This window comes from Kitasatospora sp. NPDC056446, assembly GCF_042796115.1.
Lineage (GTDB): Bacteria > Actinomycetota > Actinomycetes > Streptomycetales > Streptomycetaceae > Kitasatospora.
This window is the reverse complement of the sequence record NZ_JBHTRF010000020.1, coordinates 94,453-112,531: the sequence shown is the minus strand read 5'-3', so window position 1 is coordinate 112,531 and position 18,079 is coordinate 94,453. Positions and strand designations below refer to the sequence as shown.

14 protein-coding genes and 2 pseudogenes are annotated in these 18,079 nt (G+C 74.4%); 14 read left to right on the top strand and 2 right to left on the bottom strand.

The features are described from left to right. The first annotated feature begins 277 nt into the window (after window positions 1-277). From ACFQ6N_RS15410 to ACFQ6N_RS15360, 11 genes and pseudogenes are all read left to right on the top strand, one after another. Window positions 278-1,042: a polyprenol monophosphomannose synthase gene (locus tag ACFQ6N_RS15410; protein WP_380649429.1), complete on the top strand. Its 765-nt coding sequence runs from the start codon at window positions 278-280 to the stop codon at window positions 1,040-1,042. 211 nt (window positions 1,043-1,253) lie between these two features. After that, window positions 1,254-2,219, top strand: a complete 966-nt coding sequence (locus ACFQ6N_RS15405; protein WP_380649428.1) for an MBL fold metallo-hydrolase — start codon at window positions 1,254-1,256, stop codon at window positions 2,217-2,219. Between the two features lie 108 nt (window positions 2,220-2,327). Beyond that, a pseudogene (locus ACFQ6N_RS15400) lies at window positions 2,328-2,897 on the top strand (molybdenum cofactor guanylyltransferase); the annotation flags it as partial. A 151-nt stretch (window positions 2,898-3,048) separates the two neighbouring features. Continuing rightward, window positions 3,049-3,331 (top strand): annotated as a pseudogene (locus ACFQ6N_RS15395) (DUF6457 domain-containing protein); the annotation flags it as partial. 92 nt (window positions 3,332-3,423) lie between these two features. Further along, on the top strand, window positions 3,424-4,536 hold the full coding sequence (locus ACFQ6N_RS15390) for a molybdopterin molybdotransferase MoeA (protein ID WP_380649446.1): 1,113 nt from the start codon (window positions 3,424-3,426) through the stop codon (window positions 4,534-4,536). 53 nt (window positions 4,537-4,589) lie between these two features. Beyond that, window positions 4,590-5,579 carry a potassium channel family protein gene (locus tag ACFQ6N_RS15385; protein WP_380649445.1) on the top strand — a complete coding sequence of 330 codons (990 nt, stop codon included), beginning with the start codon at window positions 4,590-4,592 and terminating at the stop codon, window positions 5,577-5,579. A gap of 48 nt (window positions 5,580-5,627) precedes the next feature. Further along, window positions 5,628-6,605 carry an NAD(P)H-quinone oxidoreductase gene (locus tag ACFQ6N_RS15380; protein ID WP_380649427.1) on the top strand — a complete coding sequence of 326 codons (978 nt, stop codon included), beginning with the start codon at window positions 5,628-5,630 and terminating at the stop codon, window positions 6,603-6,605. 178 nt (window positions 6,606-6,783) lie between these two features. Next, entirely contained in the window at window positions 6,784-7,605 is an 822-nt protein-coding gene (locus ACFQ6N_RS15375) for a hypothetical protein (protein ID WP_380649426.1), read from the top strand. A 277-nt stretch (window positions 7,606-7,882) separates the two neighbouring features. Beyond that, window positions 7,883-8,497: a bacterial proteasome activator family protein gene (locus ACFQ6N_RS15370; protein WP_380649425.1), complete on the top strand. Its 615-nt coding sequence runs from the start codon at window positions 7,883-7,885 to the stop codon at window positions 8,495-8,497. A gap of 283 nt (window positions 8,498-8,780) precedes the next feature. Then, a complete protein-coding gene (locus tag ACFQ6N_RS15365) occupies window positions 8,781-10,208 on the top strand; it encodes a protein kinase (RefSeq protein ID WP_380649424.1) in 1,428 nt (475 codons plus the stop codon). 112 nt (window positions 10,209-10,320) lie between these two features. After that, window positions 10,321-12,054, top strand: a complete 1,734-nt coding sequence (locus ACFQ6N_RS15360) for a protein kinase (protein WP_380649423.1) — start codon at window positions 10,321-10,323, stop codon at window positions 12,052-12,054. A gap of 5 nt (window positions 12,055-12,059) precedes the next feature. Here ACFQ6N_RS15360 and ACFQ6N_RS15355 read toward each other — a convergent pair whose 3' ends face one another. Both ACFQ6N_RS15355 and ACFQ6N_RS15350 read right to left on the bottom strand, forming a co-directional pair. Further along, on the bottom strand, window positions 12,060-13,160 hold the full coding sequence (locus ACFQ6N_RS15355; RefSeq protein WP_380649422.1) for a phosphotransferase: 1,101 nt from the start codon (window positions 13,158-13,160) through the stop codon (window positions 12,060-12,062). A 65-nt stretch (window positions 13,161-13,225) separates the two neighbouring features. After that, entirely contained in the window at window positions 13,226-13,885 is a 660-nt protein-coding gene (locus ACFQ6N_RS15350; RefSeq protein ID WP_189913240.1) for a response regulator transcription factor, read from the bottom strand. Window positions 13,886-14,310: 425 nt separating this feature from the next. Between ACFQ6N_RS15350 and pdhA the strand changes: the two genes are divergently transcribed. From pdhA to ACFQ6N_RS15335, 3 genes are read left to right on the top strand one after another with little or no spacing between them, the layout of a single operon-like run. After that, window positions 14,311-15,465: a pyruvate dehydrogenase (acetyl-transferring) E1 component subunit alpha gene (pdhA, locus tag ACFQ6N_RS15345; protein WP_380649421.1), complete on the top strand. Its 1,155-nt coding sequence runs from the start codon at window positions 14,311-14,313 to the stop codon at window positions 15,463-15,465. Continuing rightward, window positions 15,465-16,439, top strand: coding sequence for an alpha-ketoacid dehydrogenase subunit beta (locus ACFQ6N_RS15340; protein WP_380649420.1), 975 nt, complete (start codon window positions 15,465-15,467; stop codon window positions 16,437-16,439). Before pdhA ends, ACFQ6N_RS15340 begins: the two co-directional genes overlap by 1 nt. Window positions 16,440-16,454: 15 nt before the next feature. Continuing rightward, window positions 16,455-17,900 carry a dihydrolipoamide acetyltransferase family protein gene (locus ACFQ6N_RS15335; RefSeq protein WP_380649419.1) on the top strand — a complete coding sequence of 482 codons (1,446 nt, stop codon included), beginning with the start codon at window positions 16,455-16,457 and terminating at the stop codon, window positions 17,898-17,900. The last annotated feature ends 179 nt before the right edge of the window (window positions 17,901-18,079 follow it).

The following is an 18,079-nucleotide window of genomic DNA, read 5'->3' as shown; positions in this document are numbered from 1 at the left end:
CGGGCCCGGCGGTGCGGGTGGTCCGGGCACGGGCAAGGGCATCGACCCTAGCCGAACGGTGTCACCCACGGGGAAACGGTGGGCATCCGGTGGGAGTGCCATGGCGGGACCGGCGGTTCCCGGGCGCGGTAGTAGGATGCCAGGACGCGGTAGTGTCCGCCCCGCGCGCAGTTCCCCACCGTGGTCACCCCGTCGGAGGGCTGCCGGTGGAGCCGCGTTCCAGAGTGCGGGCGACGGTGTTCCCCGAGTTCCCCGCCATCGGCCGAGAGGTTTGTACGTGACCGTGAACCAGCAGAGTTTTGCTGATCTCGGCAGGGTCCTCGTGATCATCCCGACCTACAACGAGGCGGAGAACGTCGAACGCATCGTCGGCAGGGTCCGCGCCGCGGTGCCCGAGGCCCACGTGCTGGTCGCCGACGACAACAGCCCCGACGGCACCGGTGAGCTCGCCGACAAGCTGGCCGCCGAGGACCCGAACGTGCACGTGATGCACCGCAAGGGCAAGGAAGGCCTGGGCGCCGCCTACCTCGCGGGCTTCCGCTGGGGCATCGACAACGGCTACGACGTGCTGGTCGAGATGGACGCCGACGGCTCCCACCAGCCCGAGGAACTGGACCGGCTGCTGGGCGCGCTGCGCGGCGCCGACCTGGTGCTGGGCTCGCGCTGGGTGCCCGGCGGCCGGGTGGTGAACTGGCCGAAGTCGCGACTGCTGCTCTCGCGCGGCGGCTCGACCTACTCCCGGCTGATGCTGGGCGTGCCGATCCGGGACGTCACCGGCGGCTACCGGGCGTTCCGCAAGGAGACCCTGCTCGGCCTGGGCATGGACGAGGTCGCCTCGGCCGGGTACTGCTTCCAGGTCGACCTGGCCTGGCGCACGGTGAAGGCCGGGTTCAAGGTCGCCGAGGTGCCGATCACCTTCGTCGAGCGCGAGCTGGGCGCCTCCAAGATGAGCCGCGGCATCGTGGTCGAGGCGCTGTGGCGGGTGACCTCCTGGGGTGTCGCCGACCGCGTGGCCCGACTGCGCGGCGCGAAGCGGCGCTGACCCGCTCCTGAGTCCTGACGGCCGAAGGGCCCGACCGCCGGAGGACGGCGGACGGGCCCTTCGGCGTTTCCGGGCGCCTGCCGCCCGGGCCGTGGTGTGACGTGGACCGGAACGCGTACCCCCGCCGGGCGCGCCTTCCGGGCAATCGGGCACCGGTGCTCCCATGCTGTAGGGCGCAGGAAACCCGACCGCCGACCCGAGGGAGCAGCCCGTGACGTCGTCCCCGTCCGACGAGAGCGCCGGCGCGGAGCGGGCGGACGCCGAAGCGGCCGCACCCCCGGACGCCGAGCGGCCCGCCCGGCCGCTGGAGGTCGCCGTCTTCACCGGCCCCGAGTCGGCCTTCTTCGCCACCTCCACGCTGATCCTCGGCGAGCACACCGCGATCCTGGTGGACGCCCAGCTGACCCGCAGTGCCGGACGCGAGCTCGCCGAATGGGTCGCGGGCAAGGGCCGCCGGCTGCTCGCCATCGTGGTCACCCACCAGCACCCGGACCACTACTTCGGCGCCGAGGAGGTGCTGAAGCTCTTCCCCGACGCGCGGCTGCTGGCCGCCCCGGCGGTGGTCGAGGGCATCCTGCGCACCGCCGCCGCCAAGGTCGCCCAGTGGAAGCCGGTGTACGGGGACGACATCCCGGACCACCCGCTGGTCCCCGCCCCGCTGCTGCCGCAGCCGCTCATGCTGGACCGCCAGGTGATCCCCGTCCTGCTGCTCGGCCAGGCCGACTGCGGCGACTCCACCGTCGTCCACGTGCCGAGCATCCGGACCGTGATCGCCGGGGACTTCGTCTACAACGGCACCCACGTCTGGACCGCCGACACCGGCCCGGCGCAGCGCACCACCTGGGGGCACAACCTCGGCCGGATCGCCGACCTCGGCGCGGACCGGGTGATCGCCGGGCACCGGGCCCCCGACCAGGGCGACGACGCCGCCCGGGTGCTCGCCTTCACCGGCGAGTACCTCCAGGACTTCGACCGGCTGCTGGCCGAGCACCCGGACGACCCGGAGGCGCTGGCCACGGCGATGAACGAGCGGTACGGGGAGCTGACGCTGCCGGTCATCCTGGAACTGGGGGCGGCGGCCAACACCGCCCGGGTGGCGGCGGAGGGCGAGGGGGAGGCCCCGGAGGACGCCTCGGAGCCCGGCCCGGAGCCGGGCGGCGGGCAGGACGCCGAGTAGCGCCGCAGGCAGCGCTCGGGTCGGGCCCGGGCTCAGGCCCGGGCTTGCGTCGGGTCGGCCCGGGCTTGGGTCGGGTCGGGCAGGGCTCCGTAGGCGGATACTGGCCGCATGACGCCGTACGACGTGATCGTTCCGGCGGGCGGGGCCGCCCGGCGCCTCGGCGGGGCCGACAAGCCCGGCCTGACCGTGGGCGAGACCACCCTCCTCGACCGGGTGCTCGCCGCCTGCGCGGGCGCCCGCACCACCGTCGTCGTCGGCCCGGCCCGGCCGACCGCGCGCACCGGCGTCCGCTGGACCAGGGAGCAGCCGCCCGGCGGCGGCCCGGTCGCCGCCGTCGCCGCCGGGCTCGGCCTGGTCACCGCGGACACCGTGCTGCTGCTCGCCGCCGACCTGCCGTTCCTGGACCGGCGGACGGTGGAACGGCTGGTCGCCGCCCTCGCCGGGGCCGGGCCGTCCGTGGACGCCGCCGTCCTGGTCGACGCGGGCGGGCGCGACCAGCCGCTCGCCGCCGCCTACCGCACCGCCCCGCTGCGCGCCGCGCTGACCGCCCTCGGCGACCCGGCGGGCCGCCCGCTGCACCGCCTGGTCGGCGCACTGGCCCGGTCGCGGGTCGCCGACACCGACGGCGTCGCGTACGACTGCGACACCTGGGAGGACCTGGAGCAGGCCCGGCAGCGGGACCGGGACTGAGACCCTCGTCGAACCCCCGTCTCCGGACGGACGACGGGAGTCCGGGGGCGGATCCCGGAAACCTCACCGTGCCCGCCACCGGCCCGTGAGGGAAACGACGCGCCCCGCACACGGGGCGAACACCTCGGGGAAACCGCCGATCAGGCAGCATGGGGCCCATGGAGCGCACGCTGGATGACTGGATCACCGAGGTCAAGGCCGACCTGGGCATCGACCTGGACGTGGACGTCCACGGCCTGCTCGACACGGCCCGGGTGGTCGCACACGGAGTGGCCCGGCCCGCCGCGCCGCTGACCGCCTTCCTGATCGGCTACGCCGCCGCTCAGCGGGGCGGCGGGCCGGAGGCCGTCGCCGAGGCCGCCCGGCGCACGGAGGCCGTCGCCGAACGCTGGGCCGCCGCCGACCGGCCGGGCGAGCAGTGAGCACGGTCGGACAGTCCGCCGTGGCCGCCCCGCCCACCGGTCCCGGCGCGCAGAGCTGGCCCCGGGCCCGCGAGACCGCGCGCCGGGCCGGGATGCGCCCGCTGCCCGGGACGGGGCTGCCGCTGGCCGAGGCGCTCGGCCACACCCTGGCCGAGCCGCTCGGCGCGCTGACCGACCTGCCCGCCTTCGACACCTCCGCGATGGACGGCTGGGCGGTCGCCGGGCCCGGCCCGTGGCGGGTGGCCGGCCGGGTGCTGGCCGGTCCGGACGACCCCGCGCCGCTGGCCGACGGCACCGCGGCGGAGATCGCCACCGGTGCCCGGCTGCCGCCCGGCGCCACCGCCGTCCTGCGCCGGGAGCACGGGCGGACGGACGGCACGCTGCTGCGCGACTGCGGACCGCACCGGTTGACCACCGGCCAGGACGTCCGTCCGCGCGGCCAGGAGTGCCGCCGGGGCGAGGAGTTGATGCCCGCGGGCACCCCGGTCGGGCCGGCCGTGCTGGGCCTGGCCGCCGCCTGCGGCCACGACCGGCTGCTCGTCCACCGCCGCCCGGTGGTCCAACTGCTCGTCCTGGGAGACGAGTTGCTCACCTCCGGGATTCCCGGCGCGGGCCTGGTCCGGGACGCGCTCGGGCCGCTGCTGCTGCCCTGGCTGCGGTCCGCCGGTGCCGAGACCGACGAAGTGCGGTACGTGCGCGACGACTTCGGTCTGCTCCGGGACGCGCTGCGGCACTCCACCGCCGACATCGTGGTCACCACCGGCGGAACGGCCGCCGGGCCGGTCGACTTCCTGCACCGGGCGCTCGCCGAAGCGGGTGCCCGGCTGCTGGTGGACGGTGTCGCCGTCCGCCCCGGGCACCCCATGCTGCTCGCCGGGCTGCCCGGCGGACGCCACCTGGTCGGCCTGCCGGGCAACCCGCTCGCCGCCGTCGCCGGGATGGTCACGCTCGCCCTGCCGCTGCTGCACGCCCGCAGCGGCCGGCCGGTCGGCGCCCCCGCCCTCGCACCCGCCGCGGCGGCGCTGCCCGGGCACCCCTCGGACACCCGGCTGCAGCCCGTCCGCCGGACGGCCGACGGCGTCGTCCCGCTCGCCTTCGACGGGCCCGCCATGCTGCGCGGGCTCGCCCGGGCCGAGGCGCTGGCCGTCGTCCCGCCCGGCGGCGCGGCCGCCGGGGAGGCCGTCGAACTGCTGGAGGTCCCGTGAGCCGCTTGCGACGCCCGCCGGCCCCCGGGACCGAACCCTGGGCGGACGCCGGGATCGTGCTGCCCGCCCGCCGGGCCGAGCCCGCCGTGCGCCAGGTCGGCTCGCGGCTGCTGCTGGCGCTCGCCGTCCTGGTCGCCACCACGCTGATCGTCTACCTCGACCGGGACGGCTACAACGACAACGCCGGCGGCGGCATCAGCTTCCTGGACGCGGCGTACTACGCCACCGTGACGCTCTCCACCACCGGGTACGGGGACATCACCCCGTACAGCGCCGGCGCCCGGCTCACCAACATCCTCGTGATCACCCCGCTGCGCGTGGTGTTCCTGATCATCCTGGTCGGCACCACCCTGGAGGTGCTCACCGAACGGACCCGCCAGCAATGGCGGTTGAACCGCTGGAGGTCCACCGTGCGCGAGCACACCGTCGTCATCGGGTACGGGACGAAGGGCCGCAGCGCCGTCGACACCCTGCTCGGCCAGGGGGTGAAGAAGGAGGAGATCGTCGTCGTCGACCCGCAGCGCAAGGTGATCGACCAGGCCGCGCGGCACGGCCTGGTCGGGGTGGTCGGCGACGCCACCCGCACCGACACGCTGGTGCGCGCCGGCCTGGCCAGTGCCGCGCGGGTCGTGGTCGCCCCGGAGCGCGACGACACCGCCGTGCTGATCACGCTGACGGCGCGCCAGTTGAACAAGGGCGCCACCGTGGTCGCCGCCGTCCGGGAGGACGAGAACGCCCCGCTGCTGCGGCAGAGCGGCGCCGACGTCGTGGTCACCAGCTCCAGTTCGGCCGGGCGGCTGCTCGGGATGTCGATGCTCAGCCCGCACGCCGGGGCGGTGATGGAGGACCTGCTGACGTACGGCAACGGACTGGACGTGGTGGAGCGCCCGGTCACCCGGGCCGAGGCCGGGCACAGCCCGCGCGCGTGCGAGGACCTGGTGGTCGCGGTGGTCCGGGGCCGACGGGTGCTCAACTACACCGAGCCGGAGGCCGCGGTGCTCCAGCTCACCGACCGGGTGATCGTCATCAAGTCGGCCGACTGACGCGGGCCCTGCCGCTCGGACCGCCTCGACCCGCAGTAGGTTCGGGGCATGCATGCGATGACGATTCCCGTACCCGGCGGCCCCGAGGCACTGGTGTGGGCCGAGGTGCCCGACCCGGTGCCCGGCGAGGGCGAGGTCCTGGTCGAGGTGGCGGCCACCGCCGTCAACCGTGCCGACCTCCTCCAGCGGCAGGGCTTCTACAACCCGCCGCCCGGCGCCTCGCCCTACCCGGGGCTGGAGTGCGCCGGGCGGATCGTCGAGCTCGGGCCGGGGGTGTCCGGCTGGGCGGTCGGCGACGAGGTGTGCGCGCTGCTCTCCGGCGGCGGCTACGCGCAGCGGGTCGCGGTGCCGACCGGGCAGCTGCTGCCGGTGCCCGAGGGGCTGGGCCCGGAGCAGGCCGCCGCGCTGCCGGAGGTCGCCTGCACGGTGTGGTCCAACGTCTTCCTCACCGCGCACCTGCGGCCCGGTGAGACCGTGCTGCTGCACGGCGGCGCGAGCGGCATCGGGACCATGGCGATCCAGCTGGCCAAGGCGGTCGGCGCCCGGGTCGCGGTCACCGCGGGCAGCGCCGAGAAGCTGGCCCGGTGCACCGAACTGGGCGCGGACATCGCGATCGACTACCGGCGGCAGGACTTCGTCGAGGTGCTCGAGGAGGCCACCGGCGGGGCCGGGGCGGACGTGATCCTCGACATCATGGGCGCCAAGTACCTGCAGCGGAACGTGGACGCGCTGGCGGTCAACGGACGGCTGGTGATCATCGGGCTGCAGGGCGGGGTCAAGGGCGAGCTCGACCTCAACACGCTGCTGCGCAAGCGGGCGGCGGTGATCGCCACCAACCTGCGCGGGCGGCCGCTGGCGGAGAAGGCGGCGATCGTGGCGGCGGTGCGGGAGCATGTGTGGCCGCTGGTCGCGTCCGGGGTGGTCAAGCCGGTGGTGGACCGGGTGCTGCCGCTGACCGAGGCCGGGGAGGCGCACCGGGTGGTGGAGGCCGGGGAGCAGGTCGGGAAGGTCGTGCTGCGGGCCTGAGGGCGCCTGAGGGCGCCTGAGCGGCCGGAGGGCCGGAGGGCCGGGGGCGGGGGAGTGCGGCGGGCGCGCGGCAGATGTCCGAAATGCTCGGATTGTCGGACCGTGCGAGGCTGGTTCCGAGCTGTCCCGCCGCCGACCCCGCCCCCGGGCGCGGGCGGCCGTCGGAAGGACTCCGACCGTGGCCGCATCACCGCACGCACCCCTCGGACCGCTGCCCGTGGCGCCGCTCCGCCGTGCGACCCGTCGCACCCCGTGGCCGGACCGCGGCCGGCACCTGCTCGCGGCGGCCGTGCTGGGGCTCGCGCTCCCGCTGGCCGCCGCCCCGAGGGCGATGGCGGTGCCGTCGCCCTCGGTGGGGGTGTTCCCCGCTCCGGTGCCGTTCCCGGCTCCCTCCCCTTCTTCTCCGGCTTCTTCTCCGGCGCCGGGCTCCGAGCCGAGTTCCGCGCCCAGCTCCGCGCCCGGCCCCGAGCCCGGCCCCGAGTCGGGGCCGTCGAGCGCTGCGGCGGGTCCGGAGCCGAGCGGCGGGGCGACGGTGGTGGCGGCAGCCCCGAGCGCGCCCGCGTCGGCGCCCGCGTCCGCGCCCGCCCCGGCGGCCGCACCGCCGCCGCAGCACCCGGTGCCCCGTCCGTACCAGGACGACGACGTCCCCCGGTCCCACCGGTACCGCCCGGCGTCGGTGCCGGAGCGCTCCGATGCCGCCGTCGACCAGGCGCCGGAGCAGGCCCCCGAGCAGGCCCCCGAGCAGGTGCCGGACCAGGCGCCGGACCAGGACCCGGGCGCCGAGGCGGACCCGGGCACCCCGGACCCGGCCGCTCCCGGTGACGCCGTCGCCCCGGACACGGTCACGGCCGACGGCCGCCCCGTCGCCGCGGCCGCCTTCCCCGTCGTGCTGCCGCTGCACTGGCAGGACGCCTCCACGGTGCAGCTCCCGCTCGGCGTCGGCCTGGGGCTGATCGGCTGCGGCGTCGGGCTGGTCGGCCTGCGGCTGCGCAGAGGCTGAGCAGGGGCTGAGCGGGCCCGGGCGGCGGCCCGGACGGCGGGGCGGCCCGCCGGGGCGGGGCGGTTGTGCGGGTCCGGTGCGGGTCGTGGGGGCGTTCGTGGCGGGCGGAGGGCGCTTCCGCGGGGCCGGGCGGCAGGTGCCGCGGGCCGCCGGAACTGAGTACCCGTACGGATTCCCGTGCGGCGCCCGGGGGCGTACCTTCGTGACGGGTGGCGCAGGCCGGCGGGACGAACGGGGGCTTCCGCCCGACCAACCCCAGTGAGAGAGAATGTTGTTCATGACGAATCCGATGAACGAGCGCTCGTCGCAGGAGCCCTACCAGGCCGCCGGCGGGCAGCCGCAGGACGGCCAGAAGGTGCTGATCGTCGGACCGGACGGGCTGCCCGTGGGCCAGGGGTTCGCCGGCCCGATCGGGGACGGGGACGACGAGGGCGGCATCCCGCGTGAGCTGCCGGTGACCGAGATGGTCGAGCAGCCCGCCAAGGTCATGCGCATCGGCAGCATGATCAAGCAGTTGCTGGAGGAGGTCCGGGCGGCGCCCCTCGACGAGGCGAGCCGGGTCCGGCTGAAGGACATCCACGCGAGTTCGATCAAGGAGCTCGAACTCGGCCTGGCCCCGGAGCTGGTCGCCGAGCTGGAGCGGCTGTCGCTGCCGTTCACCGACGACACCATCCCGACCGAGGCCGAGCTGCGGATCGCCCAGGCCCAGCTGGTCGGCTGGCTTGAGGGCCTGTTCCACGGCATCCAGACCGCGCTGTTCGCCCAGCAGATGGCGGCGCGGGCCCAGCTGGAGCAGATGCGGCGGGCGCTGCCCCCGGGCCTGCACGGCGGTGACCAGGACGAGGACGACCCGGGCCAGGGCCGCGGCATCCGCTCCGGCCCGTACCTCTAGACCGGGCACCCGCCGGCCGCACCGCGACGGTCCGCCGGACCGGACGTACCGCGACGGTCCGCCCCGGGCCGAGCCGCCGTGATCCGGCGCTCACGGCCCGGGGGCAGGACCGGCCCTGGACCGATCACCGTCGGCGCGAGCCGATACCCTGACCCCTGTCGCAGGCCGGTCGAACCGCCGCGACAGGGGTCCGCCAGGCCAGCGGGCCGGGCCCACCACGCACGGACGACACCGAACGTCACGGTCGCGGCAGCACGGCCGCGCCGAGGGGGAGCAGAGGACCATGAGCGAGCACGGCAACGCGGCGGTCGAGGGCTTCTCCCTGGGCAACGGCCGCTATGTGCTGCAGCGGCTGCTGGGCGAGGGCGGCATGGCGTCCGTGCACCTCGCCTACGACAGCGTGCTGGACCGGCAGGTCGCGCTGAAGAGCATGCACAGCGAGCTGGGCCGGGACGACTCGTTCAAGGAGCGGTTCCGCCGCGAGGCCCAGGCGGTGGCCCGGTTGGAGCACCCCAACATCGTCACGGTGTACGACAGCGGCGAGGACATCGCCCCGGACGGCTCCAGCACGCCGTACATCGTCATGCAGCTGATCGACGGCCAGGGCCTGCGCGAGGCGATCAACGAGGCGATCGGCCAGTACGGCGCGATGCCCGCCGAGGCGGCCCTGCGGGTCACCGTCGGGGTGCTGAACGCGCTGGAGGCCTCGCACGACATGGGCCTGGTGCACCGCGACATCAAGCCCGGCAACGTCATGTTCGACCGCAAGGGCAACGTCAAGGTCATGGACTTCGGCATCGCCCGGGCGCTGGAGTCCGGCGTCACGTCGATGACCCAGACCGGCATGGTGGTCGGCACCCCGCAGTACCTGTCGCCCGAGCAGGCGCTGGGCAAGCCGGTGGACGCCCGCTCGGACCTGTACTCGGTCGGCGTGATGCTCTTCGAGATGGTCACCGGCCAGCTGGTCTTCGACGGCGACTCGGCGTTCTCGATCGCCTACAAGCACGTCCAGGAGGAGCCGCCCGCGCCCTCCACCCTCAACCGCTCGGTCACCCCCGACGTGGATGCCTTCGTCGCCCAGGCGCTGCGCAAGGACCCGGCGCACCGGTTCCAGAGCGCGGCGGCGATGCGCGACGAGGCGGAGCGGCTGATCGCGGCCGCCAAGGGCGGCGACAGCGGCCACCGGCTGCAGGCCAGCACCCCGCTGGTGATCAACGAGGGCCCGCGCTCGGTGCACGCCGCCCCGCCGGTGCCGCAGGCACCGCAGACCCCGCAGCCGTTCCAGCAGCAGCCGCCGCAGTACCGGACCCCGCCGCCGGCGTACCAGACCCCGCACCCGCAGGCCCCGCACACGCCGCACCCGCAGTACCTCCAGCAGGGCCAGCCGCCGCAGTACCAGACCCCGCCGCCGGCGTACCAGGCGCCGCGTCCGCAGGCCCCGCACACGCCGCACCCCTTCCCGCAGCAGGCGCACACCCCGCCGCCGCAGCCGATGCCGCCGTACCAGCAGCCGAAGCCGTCCGGCGGCGGCTGCTCGACGGCCGTGGTCGTGGTCGGGATCATCGTCGGCGTGCTGGTGCTGGCCGGCATCATCATCGCGATCGTGGTCAACAACGCCGACAAGAAGACCAATGGCAAGTTCAGCCACGCGGACCGCCCGGCGAACGTGCTGGTGGCCGACCTCCCGGCCGACCGGAATGGCCTGCTCTGACGGATTCCGGCCGGTTCGCGCGTGCCACGTGCACGGGACGGAAGCGGTAGCGTTCGGGGATACGTAAGCGACAGGGCACCGCGATCCGAGCGACCGCCCGGGGCGAGGAGCGATGGCACAGACGCAGCAGCCGGACGACGACGCGGGTGCCCGAGCGGCCGGCCGGACCGGCGGAACGCCGAGGATTCCCGAGCCCGGCAGCGAGGCCGGGACCTCGGCGCTGCCGCCCGCCTTCGGCGGCGGCCCGCACACCCCCGGCCGCGGCACCGTCGCACCGCTGGGCACCGTCGGTGACGGCCGCTACCGGCTGACCCACCGGCTGGGCCGCGGCGGCATGGCCGAGGTGCTCGCCGCCGAGGACGTGCGGCTGGGCCGCACCGTCGCCGTCAAGCTGCTGCGCGGCGAGCTGGCCCAGGACGACGTCGCCCGGCTGCGGTTCACCCGCGAGGCACACGCCGTCGCCGCGCTCAACCACCACTCGATCGTCTCGGTCTACGACACCGGCGAGGAGTACGTCGGGGACGAGTCCACGCCGTACATCGTGATGGAGCTGGTCGAGGGGCGGACCGTCCGCGAACTGCTGGCGGACGAGGACGCGCCGCCGGTCGACCAGGCGCTGATCATCATCGCCGGGGTGCTGGAGGCGCTCGCCTACAGCCACCGGCACGGCATCGTCCACCGCGACATCAAGCCCGCCAACGTGATCATCACGACCACCGGCGCGGTCAAGGTGATGGACTTCGGCATCGCCCGGGCGCTGACCGGCGGGGCCACCACGATGACCCAGACCGGCATGGTCATGGGCACCCCGCAGTACCTGTCGCCGGAGCAGGCGCTGGGCAAGCCGGTGGACCACCGCTCCGACCTGTACGCGGCCGGCTGCATGCTGTACGAGCTGCTCACGCTGCGCCCGCCGTTCACCGGCGACACCCCGCTCTCGGTGGTCTACCAGCACGTCCAGGACATGCCGGTGCCGCCCTCGCAGGCCAACGGCCGGGTGCCGGCCGGCCTCGACCCGCTGGTGCTGCGCTCGCTCGCCAAGAACCCGGACGACCGCTTCCAGGACGCCGACGAGTTCCGCGCCCATCTCCAGCACGCGCTGCGCGAGATGCACGGCACGGGCGGGGCGGCCTGGGCCGGGACGGCCGGCCTCCCGGGCGACACCGGTGCGACCCAGGTGCTGCGGCCGGACCAGACGGCGGCCACCACGGCCTTCGGCGCGGTCGGCCCGGGCGACCAGACCTCCGTGCTGCCCTACCAGGGCGGCCCGCACACCCCGGCCACGCCCTACCCGGCGGCCGGGGCCCCGTACGGCGGCGGCGAGGGCGACGACGAAGGGCACGGCCGGCGGCGCGGGCCGTGGGCCTGGGTGGCCGGCGGGGTCGCGGTGCTGGTCGCGGCCGGTGCCGGGATCGCCTTCGCGCTCAGCGGTGGCGGCGGTGGCGGTGGCGGGGGAGGCACGGACCACGTGCTGCCCCCGACGCCCGCCCCGGTGGTCAGCACGACCGAGCCGACCGTCCCGGCGCAGAACGGTCTGCCGAGCCCGCCGGCGTCGGTCTCCGGCAGCAAGCGGCCGCAGCAGCCGACCGAGCCCGGCAACAACTCCGGGAACAACTCCGGCAACACCGGCAACAACATGTCGCCGTCGCCGAGTTCCAGCAAGCACAGCCAGCCGGCGACCCCCTCGCCGAGCCCCACCCACTCGACGACGGGCAGCGCTCCGGCGTCCCCGACCAACGGCTCGACGGGCGGCTCGACGCAGACCCCGGGCGGCGGTGGCGGCGGCAGCACCCCCACCAACCCGCCGCCGCAGACCACGAAGCCGTCGGCGCCGCAGACCCCCTGAACCGGTCAGTTGGCGAAGGCGTCCAGGACCTGCTCGTACTCCTGGCACCACCACTCCAGTTGGCCCGCCGAGGCGGGGAAGAGCGGGTCGGCCCGGTGGTCGGCCCGCTGGTAGCGCCACTGCAGCATCCAGAAGTCGTTCAGCCGCTCCCACCAGACCCGGTGGGCGGCGGCGGCCAGGTGCTCGGCGGTGGCGGCGCCGGAGGCCCGGTAGGCCTGTGAGTAGCGGCGGACCCGGACCAGGTCGAGGACGCCGGACACCCGGTCGTTGAAGAGCAGCGTGGCGGCGCGGACGGCCTCCTCGGCGCGCGGCTGCGGGCCGAGCTTGTCCCAGTCCAGGACGGCCGCCACCCGGCCGCCCGCCGGTCCGTCGCCGTACAGCAGGTTGAGCCCGTGGAAGTCGCCGTGGGTCCAGCCCGCGGGCGGGGCGGCCTGCGGGGCGGGGCGGCGGTGGGCGTGGTCGGCGAGCAGTTCCAGCCGTTCCGCGAGCCGTCGTTCGACCAGGGCGTCCAGGTCGCCGTACGGGCGGTGCTCCCGGGCGCGGCGCCGCAGGTCACGGGCGAGTCCGGCGCTGTCGGCGGGGTCGGCGCTGCGGTAGCCGGCGGGCGGGTCGAAGGGGGCGCAGACGTCGTCCAGCGCGCCGTGCAGCCGGCCGAGCAGCGCGCCGAGCGCGTCGCACTGCGGGAGGTCGAGCTCGGTGCCGTGCCGGTGCCGGCCCTCGGTCCACGGGAACAGCGCGAACAGCCGCCCGTCCAGGGAGGCCACCGTCCCGGACCGCCCGGCGCAGGCCAGCGGGGGTGCGACGGGCAGCCCGAGGGTGTCCAGCGCGGCCATCGCGCGGTGGTGGGCGAGGATCTTCGGACGGCTGGCGGTGGCGGTGTCGACGTAGCACTTCAGGAAGTACGCACCGGCCTCGGTGGTGACCCGGTACCCCCGGTTCAGCAGGCCCTCGGCGACCGGTTCGGCGGCCAGCAGGCGCCCCACCCGGTAGCGGGCCAGGACCTCGTCGAGTGCGGTGTGCGGGACGGGCGGACTGAGGGTCCCCATCGGTGGTGCGGAGAGGTCGGGGCGGGCCGGGGCGCAGGCGAGGGTCTGGCTGAAAGTCACAGCCAGAGGTTATGGCCCCCTGGCGGGGGCCCTTGACAGGTCGTCAGATATGTGCAGTCGCCGGATCAGTACTGGTGGTCCGCCTGGTGCCGCGCCACGAAGGCGGCCGCTTGGGTGCGTCGCTCCATGCCCATCTTGGCGAGCAGACTGGAGACGTAGTTCTTGACCGTTTTCTCGGCCAGGTGCAACTCGTTGCCGATCTGACGATTGGTCATCCCCTCGCCGATCAGATCGAGGATCCGCCGCTCCTGCTTGGTGAGTTGCGCCAGCCGCTCGTCCTCCTTCTCGCCGCCGTCGCGCAGTCGGGCGAGCACCCTGCTGGTGGCGACCGGGTCGAGCAGCGAGCGGCCGGCCGCGACGTCCCGGACGGCGGTGATCAGGTCGGTGCCGCGGATCGCCTTCAGGACGTAGCCGGAGGCGCCGGCCATGATCGAGTCGAACAGGGCCTCGTCGTCCGAGAACGAGGTCAGCATCAGGCACTTGATCTCCGGCAGCCGGGACCGGATCTCGCGGCAGACCTCCACGCCGTTGCCGTCCGGCAGCCGGACGTCGAGCACCGCGACGTCGGGGTGTACCGCGGGGATCCGGGTGAGCGCCTCGGCGGCCGTACCGGCCTCGCCGACCACTTCGATGTCGTCCTCGACCGAGAGCAGGTCGTGCACGCCCCGCCGGACGACCTCGTGGTCATCGAGCAGGAAGACCCTGATTTGTCCGTTATCAGTCACGTCCAAAGCCTCCCATATCACCGTAGGAAAGACCTATCGCTCGCAGCGCCCCAATGACGTGATCCGGCCAGAGCCGTGGAAACCGATACCGAGAACCCCCTTACGCGCGGGCGTCTGCCCGGATAACGTGCGCTGGTGTCCTGAAGGCGCTCGAATTGAGAGCTGCGTCACGTCGCCCGTCACCCCCACCCTTCCGACGGCGGTCCGGGCGCGGCACCCTCGGGGTTGTAGACCCTGAACAAGTAGGACGTCCTAGCGCAAGCGCGTCACGGGCGGACGCTGGGTAACGTTCTCGTGAGGGACGCCGTCGGAACAGGATCACCACCTGCCCCGCAGTAGGTGCGCACACCCACGCGCGCCCCGCGAGGCGGTGACCGGACCGGTCACCGGCGACCCCGGGCGGCCGGACAGACCGAGGAGTGAACGTGACCGTCAAAAGCACGGCGAGGGCTCGCAAGAAGGCGGCCCCCGCTGTCCCTGACACCCTCCGCGCCACGGGTACGGACGCCCAGCCGGAGCTCATCCAGCTGCTCACGCCGGAAGGCGAGCGGGTCGAGCACCCGGACTACCCCCTCACCACCACTCCCGAGGAACTGCGCTCCCTCTACCGCGACCTGGTGCTGGTGCGCCGGTTCGACGGCGAGGCCACGGCGCTGCAGCGCCAGGGCGAGCTGGGCCTGTGGGCCTCGCTGCTCGGCCAGGAGGCCGCCCAGGTCGGTTCCGGTCGCGCCATGCGCACCGGCGACTACGCCTTCCCCACCTACCGCGAGCACGGCGTGGCCTGGTGCCGCGACGTCGACCCGCTGAACCTGCTCGGCATGTTCCGCGGCGTGAACCACGGCGGCTGGGACCCGAACGAGAAGAACTTCCACCTGTACACCATCGTGATCGGCGCGCAGACCCTGCACGCCACCGGTTACGCGATGGGCATCACCAAGGACGGCGCCGACGACGCGGTGATCGCGTACTTCGGCGACGGCGCCTCCAGCCAGGGCGACGTCAACGAGGCCTTCACCTTCGCCTCGGTCTACAACGCGCCGGTGGTGTTCTTCTGCCAGAACAACCAGTGGGCGATCTCCGAGCCCACCACCACCCAGACCAAGATCCCGCTGTACCGCCGCGCCTCCGGCTTCGGCTTCCCCGGCGTCCGGGTCGACGGCAACGACGTGCTGGCCTGCCTCGCCGTCACCCGCTGGGCGCTCGACCACGCCCGCAACGGCGGCGGCCCGGTGCTGATCGAGGCGTTCACCTACCGGATGGGTGCCCACACCACCTCCGACGACCCCACCCGCTACCGGCACACCGAGGAGACCGAGGCCTGGAAGGCCAAGGACCCGATCACCCGGCTGCGCGCCCACCTGGAGAAGGAGGGCCTGGCCGACGAGGAGTTCTTCGCCGACGTCGACGCCGAGAGCGAGCGGCTGGGGCTGCGGGTGCGCGAGGGCGTGCGCGGCATGCCGGACCCGGACCCGACCCTGATCTTCGACCACGTGTACAGCGAGCCGCACGCGCTGGTCGATGAGGAACGGGCCGAGTACGTCGAGTACGCGGCCTCCTTCGAGGCGGGGGAGAACCACTGATGGCCGGTCAGCTGAGCATTGCGAAGGCGCTGAACGGAGCACTGCGCAAGTCGCTGGAGAACGACCCGAAGACCCTCCTCATGGGCGAGGACATCGGCAAGCTCGGCGGTGTCTTCCGGATCACCGACGGCCTGCAGAAGGACTTCGGCGAGAGCCGGGTGATCGACTCCCCGCTGGCCGAGTCCGGCATCGTCGGCACCGCGATCGGCCTGGCGCTGCGCGGCTACCGCCCGGTGGTGGAGATCCAGTTCGACGGCTTCGTCTACCCGGCCTTCGACCAGATCGTCTCCCAGCTCGCGAAGATGCACGCCCGTGCGCTCGGGCACGTCAAGATGCCGGTCACCATCCGCATCCCCTACGCGGGCGGCATCGGCGCGGTCGAGCACCACAGCGAGTCGCACGAGGCGTACTTCGCGCACACCGCCGGTCTGCGCGTGGTCACCCCGGCCAGCGCGCACGACGCGCACTGGATGCTGCGGCAGGCGATCGAGTCGGACGACCCGGTCATCTTCCTGGAGCCCAAGCGCCGTTACTGGGACAAGGGCGAGGTCGGCGACACCGCCGACCTGGGCCTGCACGAGGCCCGGATCGTCCGGCCCGGCACCGACGCGACGCTGATCGCGTACGGCCCGATGGTCAAGGTCTGCCTGGAGGCCGCCGCGGCCGCCGAGGAGGACGGCCGCCGGCTGGAGGTCGTCGACCTGCGCTCGCTCTCCCCGGTGGACTTCACCACCCTGGAGGAGTCGGTCAAGCGCACCGGACGGGCCGTCGTGGTGCACGAGGCACCGGTCTTCCTGGGCATGGGCGCCGAATTGGCCGCCCGGCTCACGGAGAAGTGCTTCTACCACCTGGAGGCCCCGGTTCTGCGGGTCGGCGGCTACTACGCGCCGTACCCGCCGTCCCGCGTCGAGGAGGCCTTCCTCCCCGACCTTGACCGCGTGCTCGACGCCGTCGACCGCGCGCTCGCGTACTGATCCAGGGGAGCGAAGATGACCACCGAAGTTCGCTCGCTCCGCGAGTTCAAGATGCCCGACGTGGGCGAGGGCCTCACCGAGGCCGAGATCCTCAGCTGGTTCGTCAAGCCCGGTGACACCGTCACCGACGGGCAGGTCGTCTGCGAGGTGGAGACCGCCAAGGCGGCCGTGGAGCTGCCCATCCCGTTCAACGGGGTGGTCGAGAAGCTGCACTTCCCCGAGGGCACGACGGTCGACGTCGGCACCGTGATCATCTCGATCGCGGTCGCCGGGGAGGCCGGGGCCGCGGCACCGGTCGCCCCCGTCGAGGCGGCGCCGGCCCCGGACGCCGACGAGGAGGTCGTCCCGGAGCGCCGCGAGGTGCTGGTCGGGTACGGCCCGCGCACCGGCGGCACCCAGCGCCGGGCACGGCGGACGACCACCACCAAGGTCGCCGCGACCACGCCGGCGCCGGCTCCGGCCGCTCCGGTTGCTGCCGTCGCTGTGGCGGCTCCCGTTGCTGCGGCGGCTCCGGCCGCTGCCGCGCCGGTGGCCGGAGTGCCCGCCGGGGAGCGGCCGTTGGCCAAGCCGCCGGTCCGCAAGCTGGCCAAGGACCTGGGCGTCGACCTGCGCGCGGTGACGCCGACCGGCCGGGACGGCGTGATCACCCGCGAGGACGTGCACGCGCACGTCGCGGCCCAGGCGGCCCCGCCGGCCGGCCCGGTCGAGACGGCCGTCGTGGCCGAGCCGGTCGCGGCCCCGGTGCTCGTCCCCGGCACGGGCGACGTCCGGGTGCCGATCAAGGGCGTCCGCAAGGCGACCGCGCAGGCGATGGTGGCCTCGGCCTTCACCGCCCCGCACGTCACCGAGTTCATCCAGGTCGACGTGACCCGCACGATGAAGTTCGTCCGCCGGCTCAAGGAGAGCGGCGAGCTGGGCCGGGACGTCCGGGTCAGCCCGCTGCTGCTGGTCGCCAAGGCGCTGCTCACCGCGATCAAGCGGCACCCCGGGATCAACGCCCAGTGGGACGAGGCCGCCCAGGAGATCGTCCTCAAGGGCCAGGTGAACCTCGGCATCGCCGCGGCCACCCCGCGCGGCCTGATCGTCCCGAACATCAAGGACGCCGGGTCCAAGACCCTTTCGGGGCTGGCCGTTTCGCTCGGCGAGCTGGTCGAGACCGCCCGCCAGGGCAAGACCTCGCCGGCCGACATGCAGGGCGGCACGGTCACCATCACCAACGTCGGCGTCTTCGGCGTCGACACCGGCACCCCGATCCTCAACCCGGGCGAGGCCGCCATCCTCGCCTTCGGCGCGGTCCGGGAGCTGCCGTGGGTGCACAAGGGCAAGGTCGTGCCGCGCCAGGTGACCACGCTGGCGCTCTCCTTCGACCACCGCCTGGTGGACGGGGAGTTGGGCTCCAGGGTGCTCGCCGACGTGGCCGGCCTGCTGGAGCAGCCCAAGCGTCTGATCACCTGGGGCTGACGGCCGCCGGGGCCTGAGAACGCAGGAAAGGGGCCTTCCTCCTCCGCACCGCCGTGCGAAGGAGGAGGGCCCCTTTCCGTACCCGCCCTTCGGCTACCGCTGGGGACGGAGCCGGCGGACGGCGACCAGGACGCCGGCCCCGAGGGCGAGGAGCGCAGGTGGGTGCGAAAGTTTTTTCG

Bases quoted from the DNA above. Each gene is read 5' to 3' on its own strand.
- ACFQ6N_RS15365 (WP_380649424.1), top strand. From the start codon at position 8,781: ATGAGCGAGCACGGCAACGCGGCGGTCGAGGGCTTCTCCCTGGGCAAC.
- ACFQ6N_RS15390 (WP_380649446.1), top strand. From the start codon at position 3,424: ATGCGCCCGCTGCCCGGGACGGGGCTGCCGCTGGCCGAGGCGCTCGGC.
- ACFQ6N_RS15380 (WP_380649427.1), top strand. From the start codon at position 5,628: ATGCATGCGATGACGATTCCCGTACCCGGCGGCCCCGAGGCACTGGTG.
- ACFQ6N_RS15370 (WP_380649425.1), top strand. From the start codon at position 7,883: ATGACGAATCCGATGAACGAGCGCTCGTCGCAGGAGCCCTACCAGGCC.
- ACFQ6N_RS15335 (WP_380649419.1), top strand. From the start codon at position 16,455: ATGACCACCGAAGTTCGCTCGCTCCGCGAGTTCAAGATGCCCGACGTG.
- ACFQ6N_RS15340 (WP_380649420.1), top strand. From the start codon at position 15,465: ATGGCCGGTCAGCTGAGCATTGCGAAGGCGCTGAACGGAGCACTGCGC.
- ACFQ6N_RS15360 (WP_380649423.1), top strand. From the start codon at position 10,321: ATGGCACAGACGCAGCAGCCGGACGACGACGCGGGTGCCCGAGCGGCC.